Annotated in this window: 10 protein-coding genes and 1 pseudogene; 6 read left to right on the top strand and 5 right to left on the bottom strand. The window is 66.8% G+C overall.

Annotation, left to right across the window (positions count from 1 at the left end):
- The 4 genes and pseudogenes from MHX64_RS08825 to MHX64_RS08810 all read left to right on the top strand — a co-directional run.
- A pseudogene (locus tag MHX64_RS08825) lies at nucleotides 1-1,275 on the top strand (hypothetical protein); the annotation flags it as partial.
- 220 nt (nucleotides 1,276-1,495) lie between these two features.
- Entirely contained in the window at nucleotides 1,496-2,281 is a 786-nt protein-coding gene (locus MHX64_RS08820) for a metal ABC transporter solute-binding protein, Zn/Mn family (protein ID WP_239357171.1), read from the top strand.
- A gap of 11 nt (nucleotides 2,282-2,292) precedes the next feature.
- Nucleotides 2,293-2,964 carry a metal ABC transporter ATP-binding protein gene (locus MHX64_RS08815; RefSeq protein ID WP_239357170.1) on the top strand — a complete coding sequence of 224 codons (672 nt, stop codon included), beginning with the start codon at nucleotides 2,293-2,295 and terminating at the stop codon, nucleotides 2,962-2,964.
- Nucleotides 2,961-3,779, top strand: coding sequence for a metal ABC transporter permease (locus tag MHX64_RS08810; RefSeq protein ID WP_239357169.1), 819 nt, complete (start codon nucleotides 2,961-2,963; stop codon nucleotides 3,777-3,779). Before MHX64_RS08815 ends, MHX64_RS08810 begins: the two co-directional genes overlap by 4 nt.
- On the opposite strand, the gene MHX64_RS08805 is transcribed toward MHX64_RS08810, so the two are convergent.
- Nucleotides 3,776-4,450 carry a DUF2334 domain-containing protein gene (locus MHX64_RS08805; protein WP_239357168.1) on the bottom strand — a complete coding sequence of 225 codons (675 nt, stop codon included), beginning with the start codon at nucleotides 4,448-4,450 and terminating at the stop codon, nucleotides 3,776-3,778. The two genes, MHX64_RS08810 and MHX64_RS08805, sit on opposite strands and share 4 nt — an antisense overlap.
- A 142-nt stretch (nucleotides 4,451-4,592) precedes the next feature.
- Between MHX64_RS08805 and MHX64_RS08800 the strand changes: the two genes are divergently transcribed.
- Complete coding sequence (locus MHX64_RS08800; protein WP_181889043.1) at nucleotides 4,593-6,068, top strand: DUF222 domain-containing protein; 1,476 nt, start codon at nucleotides 4,593-4,595, stop codon at nucleotides 6,066-6,068.
- On the opposite strand, the gene MHX64_RS08795 is transcribed toward MHX64_RS08800, so the two are convergent.
- Nucleotides 6,065-8,146 (bottom strand): S9 family peptidase, encoded by a 2,082-nt coding sequence (locus MHX64_RS08795; RefSeq protein ID WP_239357167.1) that lies wholly within the window; start codon nucleotides 8,144-8,146, stop codon nucleotides 6,065-6,067. The two genes, MHX64_RS08800 and MHX64_RS08795, sit on opposite strands and share 4 nt — an antisense overlap.
- A complete protein-coding gene (locus MHX64_RS08790) occupies nucleotides 8,143-9,039 on the bottom strand; it encodes a phosphoribosylaminoimidazolesuccinocarboxamide synthase (protein ID WP_239357165.1) in 897 nt (298 codons plus the stop codon). The genes MHX64_RS08795 and MHX64_RS08790 overlap by 4 nt, the downstream gene beginning before the upstream one ends.
- Before the next feature lie 19 nt (nucleotides 9,040-9,058).
- Here MHX64_RS08790 and MHX64_RS08785 point away from each other — a divergent pair, with 19 nt between their 5' ends.
- Nucleotides 9,059-9,586, top strand: coding sequence for a hypothetical protein (locus MHX64_RS08785; RefSeq protein ID WP_181889046.1), 528 nt, complete (start codon nucleotides 9,059-9,061; stop codon nucleotides 9,584-9,586).
- Here the strand turns inward: MHX64_RS08785 and purB are convergent, their stop codons facing one another.
- Complete coding sequence (gene purB / locus MHX64_RS08780) at nucleotides 9,587-11,023, bottom strand: adenylosuccinate lyase (protein ID WP_370642123.1); 1,437 nt, start codon at nucleotides 11,021-11,023, stop codon at nucleotides 9,587-9,589.
- Nucleotides 11,020-12,267, bottom strand: a complete 1,248-nt coding sequence (gene purD / locus MHX64_RS08775) for a phosphoribosylamine--glycine ligase (RefSeq protein WP_239357163.1) — start codon at nucleotides 12,265-12,267, stop codon at nucleotides 11,020-11,022. Before purD ends, purB begins: the two co-directional genes overlap by 4 nt.
- Between the last annotated feature and the right edge of the window lie 18 nt (nucleotides 12,268-12,285).

Here is a 12,285-nt window from a genome sequence, read left to right as displayed (position 1 = left end):
GCCGCAGGCCAGGACGGCAAAGACGGCCGCGACGGCATCGACGGTAAAGACGGTCAGCCGGGTAAGGACGGTGCCGACGGTAAGCCGGGCAAGGACGGCGAGCAGGGCCCGAAGGGCGACAAGGGCGACACCGGCGCCGCAGGCCAGGACGGCAAAGACGGCAAGGACGGCCGCGGTGTGAAGTCCTTCGAGATCAACGACGAAGGTCACCTGATCGTTACCTATTCCGACGGTGAGACCGTGGACCTGGGCAAGGTCACCGGTGACAAGGGCTCTGACGGCAAGGATGGCGTCGACGGCAAGCCTGGCAAGGACGGCGAGCGGGGTCCGAAGGGCGACACCGGCGCACCTGGCAAGGATGGCGCTGATGGTACGGACGGCCGCGACGGCGTCGACGGCAAGCCTGGCAAGGACGGCGAGCGGGGTCCGAAGGGCGACACCGGCGCACCTGGCAAGGATGGCGCTGATGGTACGGACGGCCGCGACGGCATCGACGGCAAGGACGGTCAGCCGGGTAAGAACGGCGCCGACGGCGAGCAGGGCCCGAAGGGCGACAAGGGCGATACCGGCGCCGCAGGCCAAGATGGCAAGGACGGTGCTAAGGGCAAGAAGGGCGCCGACGGAAAGGACGGCCGCGACGGCATCGACGGCAAGGACGGTCAGCCGGGTAAGAACGGCGCCGACGGCGAGCAGGGCCCGAAGGGCGACAAGGGCGATACCGGCGCCGCAGGCCAGGACGGCAAGGACGGCGAGCCGGGCACCGACGGCCGCGGCATCGCAGAGGCCACCGTCAACGAAAACGGCGAGCTCGTCCTCACCTACACCGACGGCGAGACTCAGAACCTGGGCCGCGTCGTGGGTGCTGATGGCGAGAAGGGCGAAGACGGTCGCGACGGCCAGGACGGCAAGCCGGGCAAGGACGGCGAGAAGGGCGCAGACGGCGCTGATGGCCGCGACGGCATCGACGGCAAGGATGGCCAGGACGGCGCTAATGGCACCAACGCTCCGGCTGGCGAGGGTTCCAGCGTGAGCGACCGCTGCCTGCCGTCCGTGGGCATCATGGCGCTGCCGCTGCTGGCGCTGATCCCGCTGGGTCTGGCCGCCACCGCGGATGTTCCGGCGCTGGCTCCGGTGAAGGAGCAGCTCAACAAGATTGGCGAGCAGCTGCCGGTCCCGATGGACAAGGCTGCCCCGATCGCTGGCGCGGCGCTCGCAATCGCGGCGATTGCCACGCTGGCCACGCTGTGCTCCACCGAGGGCGGTTCCTCTAAGTAGCCCCCAGGCAAGGCCGCACAGCCTTCAGCGATAGCCCCGTCCCGGAAACATTTCCGGGGCGGGGCTTACTGCATTGAAAACAGTTTCCAATAATGGTTGGATATCCCCTATGCGAAATCGTTTTCTCCCCTCTCCCCTGGCCGCGATTGCGGCAACTGCTCTTGCGGGTTCAGTGCTGGCCGGATGCTCGTCGGAAAGCAATGATGCAAGCGGCAGCGACATGATCGCCACCACCAACGTCTGGGCGGACGTGGCCTCGGCGGTCACGGGCGAGGACGTGGACGCGATCATCACCGGTGATGCGGTGGATCCGCACCACTACGAGCCGTCCGCGAAGGACCTCTCGCGAATCAAGGAAGCGGACACCGTCGTGGCCAACGGCGGCGCGTACGACGCCGCCCTCTACACCGCCGCTGAGCAGGACCGCATCATCTACGCAATCCCGCTTCTCGACGAGCACGAGGCTCACGACCACGAGCACGCGCACATGCCCGAATCCCTGGACGAGCTCGAGCACGCCTGGTTCGCGCCGGAGAAGGTACTGCAGGTCGCAGAGGACATTGCGGATCGCACCGGCGGGGACGCGTCAGACGTCAAGCAGCGCATCGGCGACATCCAATCCAAGCTCAACGCGGTGCCGCACGTGCACATCGGCATGACTGAGACGATCGCGGCCGGCCTGGTGTGGGGCACGGAGCTGCACGACATCACGCCCGAGGAATACATCAAGGCCAGCCTGAACCACCAGGAGCCTTCCGCGGCGGCGGTGGCGGCCTTCCTGGAGCAGATCGAGCGCGGCGAGCTGGACATGCTGTTTGTGAACCCGCAGAGCACCAACAGCGCCACCCAGCGGTTGGCGGATGCGGCGAAGGCGCATAATGTTCCCGTTGTTGAAATTCGGGAGACGCCCCCGGCCGGCCAGAATTTCCTGGACTACTTCGAGGAGATCGTGGGTCAGATCACCGACATCGCAGCCCACGCTGAGCCGACCGGCCACCACCACTAGGAATTGCCAATTTGATCGCTGAGCTTCGCAGCGCCGCCGTCGAACCACTCTGGCGCGACCTCACCCTCACCGTCGAGCCCGGCGAATTCATCGCGGTGCTCGGCCCAAACGGCGTGGGCAAATCCACCCTGCTGGGCACGCTGATGGGCACGCGCAAGCTCAGTTCCGGAGCTGCGAACGTCCACGGGCAGATCGGCTTCATCCCGCAGCAGCACATGTTTCCGAAGGACTTGCCGGTGCGCGGGCGCGACCTTGTTGCGTTGGCGATGGGAAGGCGGGCGAGGCCGGAGGACGTCGATAAGCAATTGGCTTCCGTGGGGGCGCAATCCTTTTCCGAGCGGCGCGTAGGTGTGCTCTCCGGCGGCCAGCAACAGCTGATCCGCCAGGCGCAGGCATTCTCGCAATCGCCGGAGCTCCTGCTTTGCGACGAGCCCCTGCTCTCCCTTGACCCCGCCCGCGCACGCGACACAGTGCAGCGCCTCGCCGAGCACCCGGCTGCCGTGGTGTGCGTGACGCACTCCATCAACCCTGTGCTGGGCGTGGTGGATAGGGTGCTGTACCTGGGCCCGGAGGGCCACGTGGTGGGAAGCGTGTCCGAGGTGATGCGCTCCGAGGTGCTCAGCGAGCTCTACGGCACCCGCGTGGATGTAGTGGAGGTTGACGGACGGATGGTGGTCCTGTGAGTGCGTTTTTAGCAGACACTTCGTACCTGCTCAGCCAAGACTTCGTGCAGACGACGCTGGTGGCGTGCGCACTGCTAGGCGTGTTGTCCGGCGTGATGGCGCCGCTGATCGTGCTGCGCCAGATGTCATTTTCGGTGCACGCGACCTCGGAGCTCGCGCTCATGGGCGCCTCCGCGGCGCTGCTGTTCGGTCTCAACGTCGGTTTCGGCGCCGTGGCGGGCGCAGTGGTCGCTGCCCTGGTGCTGGCGGCGCTGGGACTGAAGGGCCAACAGGATTCCGCGGTAGGTGTGGCCATGAGCTTCGGCATGGCCTTGTCCGTGCTGTTCATCCACCTGTATCCAGGAAACTCGAACCGGGCGCTGGCGCTGCTGACCGGCCAGATTGTTGGCGTGTCGGCGCAGAACGTGATGCTGCTGGCAGGCACGACAGTGCTGGTTGCAGGCGTCGTGCTGGTCCTGTGGCGGCCGCTGCTGTTCGCCTCCGCAGACCCCGTGATGGCCGCCGCGTGCGGCGTTCCCGTGCGCACGATGGCGCTGGTGTTCGCGGTACTCGTGGGCATCGCGTCAGCCCAGTCAGTGCAGATCGTCGGCGCGTTGCTTGTGATGTCGCTGCTGATCACCCCGGGGGCGTCCGCCGCTCAGGTGACGGCGAACCCGAAGCTTGCGGTGGTGCTGTCCATCGTGTTCGCGGAAGTCGCGGCCGTAGGCGGGATGGTGCTTTCGCTCGCCCCAGGTATGCCGGTGAGCGTGTTCGTGGCCTTTATCTCGTTCGGGATCTACCTGGTGTGCCGACTGATTGGCCGGGTACGCGGCTAGCGGTACTCCCTGTAGTCCGCCGGCGTAGCGCCCTTTTCCACCGCGGCGGCGGCTGCGGCAAGGAAGTCGCGGCGCACCTTCTTCTGCCCCAGCTCGCGACCAGAGACGGACAAGCGGATCGTGTTGCCCTTCTCCGCGCCGCGCTCGGCGGCCTTGATCACGTTGCGACGCCACCACTTCGCCGCACCGTAGCCCTCACCCACCGACAGGTTGCGCGCCTGGGAAAACTCGCCCCGCTTGATGCGGTAGATGCCCTTCGTGGAGGCAGCGACGGTAAAACCGAACTCGTCGAGCACCTTTAACGTGCCGTCCGACATGCGCCAGCGCGGCGGCGCGAACATATCCAAGTCGAAACCGAGCGCCGACATCTGACGCGTGGCGCCTTTGAGACAGAGCCTCGCCTCGTGCTCGCCCAAACTGGCAAACTCGCTGCGCCTTCCCTGCACCGGCTGGTCAAAGCCGTTGAGCATGAGCGCGCGGTTGCCGAGCTGCTCGGCGAGCCAGGCGCGGGTGCCGTCATCCTTGGCCAGGTGCCACTTCTTGTCGATGTGCGGCGCCACCAGCAGAGACACCGGCATCCCCTCGCGGTCCAGGTCGCGAACCATGCTGGTGACGTCCTCCAACGTCGCGTCGAAGATGGAGGAAATGGAGACAAGCACGCGCCCAGGCATAGGGGAAATTATCGCACACGCAGACAGTCTGCGCCGGGTGAACTTTTCTCGCGCTGTTCGCACACGTGTTCTACGTTGTCGGGGCCGTGTCGGACGGGGTTCTACTATGCGTAGCCAAGTGCAAAGAAAGGAGGTGCTCCAGATGAGTGCAGTGCTAGACCAAGCGGTCAACCAAATCGTCGCCGGGCTAAGGTCGCTTGCCGACGTCATGCGGGAACCGGACTCCCTCCACCTCGCCTCCACCCACGTGGCCATGGAGCGCCTCCACGCCTGCCTGCCGTTGCTGTCCAACGCGGACGTCGCGTTCGCCTTCCTCTGCGACCGGGACGGCGCCGGCGCCCTCGTCGGCGCGAACCACGCCGTGGAGTATCTGACACGGAGCTTGGGCTTGTCCCGTCGAGAAGCATTCGCGCTCCTGGAGCAGGGCAAGAAGCTCTACGGCGAACCCGAGGTGCCTGAGCCGGAGCCGAGCGAAAACAAAGAAGACCGCGAACGCAAGGAGCAGGAGGCGGAAGCGCGCCGCAAGAAGGCGCGCGAGGCGCAGGAGCGGGCGCGACGAGCTGCCGAGAAGGCCAACGCGGAGAAGAAGCGCATCATCACCGACGCACTGAAAGACCTCAACGAGCACGCCAACCCCGGCTACCAGGAGATCCTGGCCGAAGCGATGGAGGCGGCCGAGTCCCTCACCGCCGAAGAACTCCGGAAGTTCGTCCGCGACCAGGTCAAGCGCGCCAACAAGCGCGGACGCGACTACGACGGCGAGAAAGACCCCCTCGCCGCGTGGAAGAAGCGCGGCATCTGGCTCGGGGAACCGGACGCGGACGGCGGCTCCCCTTTCAGTGGCTACCTCGACGCCGCGTCACGGGCGAAGCTGGAGGCCTGCCTCGCCGCCGGCGACCACATGGGGTCCAACATGGAGGGCGAGGACGCGGCGAAACGGGACAGCCGACGGAAGCACCAGCGCCGCCTGGACCAGCTCTTGAACGTGCTGGACCGCTACGGCGACGTTGCCACGAAGTCCCGGGGCGGCGTGGGCACGGTGGTGATCACGCTGACCCTCGACGACCTTTTGGAGGCGGACGCCTTCACCGAGTTCCCCACCAACACCTCGGTGTCGCTGACCCCGCTCGACATTGTGCGTTTGGGGCTTGCCGGGGACAGCTTCATCCTCCAACTCGACTCCGCTACCGGCGTCCCGCTTTCCCTCGGACGCACCCGCCTAGCCTCCGTGGAACAGAGGCTCGTGCTGCTGGCCATGCAGGGCGTGTGCGCGTGGAACGGCTGCACCAAGCCGGGTGTCGAGCTCGAGGCCCACCACTTGGATTCCTACCTCAGTGGCGGGCTCACCAGCATCGAAAACCTGGTGCTGCTGTGCCGCGAGCACCACATGTGCAACAACGACAACAAAGACGGTGCCGGAAACAAAGGCCATTTCGGCCGGGACCCCGACACCGGCGACGTGCACTACCACCCCGCCAACGGGGACCCACCCAGGCACACAACCACCTACCAGTACCGCAATTCACCTGGTCAGAGGCTTGCCAAAAAGGCGAGGTCCCGGCACGGCGGCAACCACAACCGCCCGCCGGACCCTGCCCTATTCGACCCGGACGGTTAAACCGCCTCGGCCTTCACCAGCGTCCACGCGTACTCGAACGCGGTCTGCTTCCACTTGGCGTAGCGGCCGGACACGCCGCCGTGCCCTGCGGACATCTCCGTCTTCAGCAGGATCTCGCCTGCGGTGCCCACCTCGCGCAGCTTGGCCACCCACTTCGCGGGCTCGACGTAGAGCACGCGGGTGTCGTTCAAGCTCGTCACCGCGAGAATGTCCGGGTAGTCCTGCGCGGCGACGTTCTCGTACGGGGCGTAGGTCGCCATATAGTCGTACACCTCGGGGTCGTGGTACGGGTCGCCCCACTCTTCCCACTCCCCCACCGTCAGCGGAAGCTCGGGCTTGAGGATGGAGGTCAGCGGGTCCACGAACGGCACGATCGCGAGGATGCCGGCGAACTTCTCCGGCGCCATGTTCGCCACAGCGCCCATGAGCAGCCCACCGGCGGAGCCGCCCTCGGCCACCAACTGCTTGGGGGTGGTCAGGCCCAGCTCCACGACGCGGTCGGCGCACGCGATGAAGTCCGTGAACGTGTTTGCCTTGTGCAGCATCTTGCCGTTGTCGTACCACGCGCGGCCCATCTCGCCGCCGCCGCGCACGTGGGCGCACACCCACACCATGCCGCGGTCGAGCAGACTCAACCGCGCCACCGAAAACCCGGGGTCCGTCGATGCCTCATACGAGCCGTAGCCGTACAGCAGCGCGGGCGCGGGGCCTTCGACGCCCTTGCGGCGCACCACCGAAATCGGCACCTGCTCGCCGTCCGGGGCGGTTGCCCACTCGCGGTAAGCCTCGTACTCGTCCGGGTTGTAGCCGCCCTCGACCTCTTTTTCCTTCAGCAGGGTCAGCTCGCCGGTCGCCACCGTGTAGTCCAGCACCTGCGAGGGCTGGGTGTAGGAGGAGTACCCGATGCGCACCACCGGGGCGTCCCACTCCGGGTTGCCGCCGAGGCCGACGGTGTAGAGCTCCTCAGAAAATTCCAGCTCCTTGAACTCGCCGAAGCCGCCGTCGAGCGTTGCCACGGCCAGCCGCGGGATCCCGCCACGCCGGTACGCCATGAACATGAAGTCGCGGTAGGTGTCGATCGCTTCGATGCGCACGGTCTCGGAGTGCTCCACCAGCACGGGCAGCTCCCGCAGGGGCGGCAAATCACCGACAGGTGTCGCAGCAACGCAGAAGTTCGCCCCGTGCGCGTTGTGGGTGACCACCCACTGCTCTTCGCCGTCGACGACGCAGAAGTCCGGGTGGTACTCGATGCCCGCTTCGCGCTCCCACAGCACCTCAAACTCGCCGGTGGGGTCAGCCAAGTCGAGCACGCGGTACTCGGAGGTCAGCGACGACGATGCGATGATCATGAGGAAGCGTTCCGCGCGGTCCGCGCCCACACCGACGCCGAACTTCTCGTCGGTTTCCTCGTACACCAGCACGTCTTCGGCGGCGGGCGTGCCCAGCTTGTGGCGCCAGATCTGGTGGGGGCGCCAGGCGTCGTCGCAGCGGACGTAGAACAGGTAGTCCTCGCCCGCCCAGGTAGCGCCGTAGAACACGCCCTCGATTTCGTCGTCGAGCAGCTCGCCGGTGTCCAGGTTTTTGAACCGCATGGTGAAGCGCTCGTCGCCTTCGGTGTCGAAGGAGTACGCGAGCAGGCGCCCGGAGGTGGACACGGACGATGCCCCGAGCGCGAAGAACTCGTGCCCGGCGGCGAGCTCGTTGACGTCGAGAAGCACTTGCTCTCCAGGCATGTCTTCGGTGACCTCGGGCGGGGTCCACGGGTCTTCCGCGGTTGGGATGCGGCAGGAGATGCCGTAGTCCTTGCCCTCGATGGTGCGGCCGTAGTACCACCAGTCGCCCTGGCGCTGCGGCACGGACATGTCGGTCTCTTTGATGCGGGATTTGATCTCGCCGTAGACGTCGTCCACCAGCCCGGACCACGCGGACGTTTTCTCCTCCGTGTAGGCGTTCTCCGCCTCAAGGTGCGCGAGAACTTCGGGGTTGTCCTTGTCGCGCAGCCACTCGTAGTTGTCCACGAACTCGCGGCCGTGAAACTTGCGGACAATCGGGCGCTTGTCAGCTAAGGGTGGGATCATGCATGCTCCCCCGGCCACTCGGAGAAGCGGCGGCCGGAAAGCCGCTCGTACGCCTCGATGTAGCGGTCGCGGGTGGCCTCCACGACGGAGCCGGGCAGCTCCGGCGGCGTGGAGCCTTCCTCCTGGTCCCAGCCGGACTTCGGGCCGGTGAGCCAGTTGCGCACGTATTGCTTGTCAAAGCTGGGTTGGCTGCGGCCTTCTTCGTAGCTGTCAGCGGGCCAGTAGCGGGAAGAATCGGGCGTGAGCACTTCGTCGGCAAGCACGAGCTCGCCGTTTTCGTCCAGGCCGAACTCGAGCTTGGTGTCAGCGAGGATAATGCCCTTGCTCTCCGCGTAGTCGGCGGCGCGGCGGTACACCTCGAGCGTGGCGTCCCGCAGGCGCTCGGCAAGGTCCGCGCCGAGCTTTCCTGCCATGCGCTCGAAGGTGACGTTGATGTCGTGGTCGCCCTGCTCGGCTTTGGTGGCGGGGGTGAAGATCGGCTCGTCCAGCTTGGACGCCTCGGTCAGCCCCTCGGGCAGCTTCACGCCGCAAACTCGGCCGGTGGCGTCGTATTCCTTCTTGCCGGAGCCGGTGAGGTAGCCGCGGGCCACGCACTCGAACGGCACCATGTCCAGCTTCTTCACCACCATGGCGCGGCCGAGGACGTCTTCGGGGATACGTTCGTCGTCGATCGGGCCGGCCAGGTGGTTCGGCACGTCGGAAAGCAGGTCGAAGAAGAACATGGAGGTGGCGGTGAGGATCCGCCCCTTGTCCGGGATTGCCGGTTCGAGGGAGAAGTCGAAGGCGGAGATGCGGTCTGTCGCGACCATGAGCAGGGTCTGCTCATCCACCTCGTAGATCTCGCGGACCTTGCCGCCGGAGATGTGTGAGTAATCTGAAAGCTCTGGACGCATGCGCGCTAGTATATGCGCCGTGAAAAACCGCGCTACCGTTGTCCTCCTCCCGCTCATTCTCGCAGCGTGCACCGCACCTTCGGAGTTCAGCGGGCAGATGCCGGAGTTTTATCCTTCGCGCGACGGCGCCACGTTCCGCTTTGGGCAGACCGCCAAGATCGTCACCGAGGACGTGCGCTACCACGTGCCGGTGCAGTGGGAGGTCACGGTGGATGAGCCCACCACCACCCGCGCGCCCCGCAGCGCCGAGCACGCCCGCTCCCTCGTGTGCTTCCCCGTCAGCTTCACCCCGGCTGCCATCGGCGAGTTCCCCATGGATGTCACAGTCGCCTTGCCGGAGCTTTTGCCTATCGACGGTCCCCTGGCCGCCAACGTGGCCGACCCGAATTACTGCGGCGACTGGGACATCACCGGCTACACCGGCGAGCTGGAAGCCAACGAAACCTACACCGGCTTTGTTGCTTCCTGGGCGGGCAGTGCCGACCCGGGAATTGTCGGCCGCGGCGTCGAGCTGAAAAGCCGCGACACCACCCTCACTTGGGAGTAGCTACAGGATGTCGCCCGGGGTGTAGGCGGCGGCCTGCGGATGCGCGTCGACAAGCTGTTGCACCCTCGCCAGCACCCGGTCCACCTGAGACTCGGCCGCGCCGATGAAAGCGTGGCGATCCGAAAGCGCCTCCTCCAACTGCGGCTGATCCAGCGGCAGGCGCTCATCGGTGGCCAAACGCTCCACCAGGTTCTGCTCCGCGCCGCGCTCGCGCATGTCCAGCGCCATGGCCACCGCGTTTTCCTTGATCACCTCGTGCGCCGTCTCGCGGCCCACGCCGGCGCGCACCGACGCCATGAGGATGCGGGTGGTGGCCAAAAACGGCAGGTAGCGGTCCAGTTCGCGGTTGATCATGGCCGGGAATGCGCCAAACTCGTCGAGCACGGTGAGCATGGTCTCCAGCTGGCCGTCGATGGCGAAGAACGCGTCCGGCAGCGCCACGCGGCGCACCACGGAGCAGAACACGTCGCCCTCGTTCCACTGCTGGCCGGACAAATCCGCCACCATCGTGAGGTAGCCGCGCAGGATCACCTGGAAGCCGCCGACGCGCTCGCAGGAACGCGCGTTCATCTTGTGCGGCATTGCAGAAGAGCCAACCTGGCCTTCCTTGAAGCCCTCGGTGACGGTCTCGTTGCCGGCCATGAGTCTAATCGTGGTCGCCAGCGAGGACGGGCCCGCGCCCAGCTGCACCAGCGAGGACACGACGTCGAAGTCGAGGGAGCGCGGGTAGACCTGCCCCACCGAATCAAAGACGCGGTCGAAGCCGAGACCTGAAGCGATGCCCTGCTCTAGCTGCGAAAGCTTCTCCTCGTCGCCGCCCATCAGGTCGAGCATGTCTTGCGCGGTGCCCATCGGGCCCTTGATGCCGCGCAGCGGGTACCGTTCCAAAAGCTCCTCGATGCGCTCCACCGCCACAAGGATCTCGTCGGCGGCGGAGGCGAAGCGCTTGCCCAGGGTGGTCGCCTGTGCCGCCACGTTGTGGGAGCGGCCCGCCATGACCAGGGACTTGTACTCGCCGGCGCGGTTGCCCACGGCCTTCAGCAGCGCGATCGCCTTGTCGCGGGTGAGCTCGAGGGCGCGGCGCACCTGGAGCTGCTCCACGTTCTCGGTCAGGTCGCGCGAGGTCATGCCCTTGTGGATTTCCTCGTGGCCCGCCAGCGCGTTGAACTCCTCAATGCGCGCCTTCACGTCGTGGCGGGTGATCTTCTCCCGGGAGGCGATGGACTCCAGGTCCACCTTGTCGATGACCTTCTCGTAGTCCTCGATCGCGCCCGGCTCCACGGCAACGCCGAGCTCCTGCTGCGCCTTCAGCACCGCGATCCAGAGCTGGCGCTCCAGGATGATCTTGTGCTCCGGGGCCCACAGGGTGGCCATCTCCGGGGAGGCGTAGCGGTTACTCAGGACATTCGCGTTATTCGGCTTCACGGCCTTCATCATAGGGAGATCGCTCCTTCGATCGCGGGGCGGGCGATGTCCTTGCGGTAAAACGACCCGGGAAGTTCGATGCCCGAAATGACCTCGTACGCCTCAGCCACGGCTTCCTCAAGCGTCGCGCCCTGCCCGACGACGCCGAGCACGCGGCCGCCGGAGGCAACATACTCGCCGTCCTCCAACGCAGTGCCGGCGTGCAGCACCTTTGTCGGATCGTCTAGCGCCTCGCCGGTAATCACACCTCCAGTCTTGGCGGCCTGCGGGTAGCCCTCGGCGGCCAGCACCACCATGGCGGCGAACCCGTCGCGCCACTGCAATTCCCCGACCTCGTCCAGGCGGCCCTCGGCGACGGCGAGCAGCACGTCCGCCAGCGGGGTCTCCAAAAGCGACAGCACGGCCTGTGTCTCCGGGTCGCCGAAGCGGGCGTTGAACTCCACCACGGCCGGGCCGTCCGGCCCCCAAGCGGCGCCGACGTACAAAAGGCCCTGGTACGGGGTCCCGCGGCGCACCATCTCTTCCGCCACGGGGCGCGCAATCTCATCCACGATGGTCGCGACCCCGTCCTCCGGCAACCACGGCAGCGGCGCGTAGGCGCCCATGCCACCGGTGTTGGGGCCTTCGTCGTTGTCGTAGGCGCGCTTGTGGTCCTGCGCCGGCAGCAGCGGCACCACCGTCTCGCCGTCCACCAGGCAGAACAGCGAAACCTCGGGGCCTTCCAGGAAGGACTCGAACAGTACCGGGTTGCCAGCCCCGAGCACCGCCTCCGCGTGGGCCTTCGCCGCGGCGCGGTCCTCGGTGACCACCACGCCCTTGCCGCCTGCCAGGCCGTCGTCTTTGACCACGTAGCGCGGGCCGTACTCGTCGAGCGCGGTCTCGACGTCTTCAAGCTTCTCGACGCGGGTCGCCGACGCGGTGGGCACCCCCGCCGCCGCCATCACGTCCTTGGCAAAGGCCTTGGACCCCTCGAGCTGCGCTGCGGCCTTCGTCGGGCCGAACACCGGCACGCCGGCTTCGACGAGCGCGTCGGCCGCACCCGCCACCAGGGGCACCTCCGGGCCGATCACCACAAGCTCCGCGTCAATCTCGCGGGCCAGGTCCACGATGGCCTGGGGCGAGGCGACGTCGACGGCGCGTACCGTCGCTAAGCGGGTCATGCCCGCGTTGCCCGGTGCGACCGTGAGATCGTGGCCTTGCATTGCGTTGAGTAGGGCGTGTTCGCGGCCGCCCGAGCCGATGACAAGGATGCGCATGCACCCCAATTTACCGGT

The sequence above is a fragment of the Corynebacterium sp. ACRPZ genome (assembly GCF_022346205.1).
Taxonomy (GTDB): domain Bacteria; phylum Actinomycetota; class Actinomycetes; order Mycobacteriales; family Mycobacteriaceae; genus Corynebacterium; species Corynebacterium lehmanniae.
Note: the sequence above shows the minus strand (reverse complement) of the source record. Positions and strands in the feature narration are given on the sequence as shown.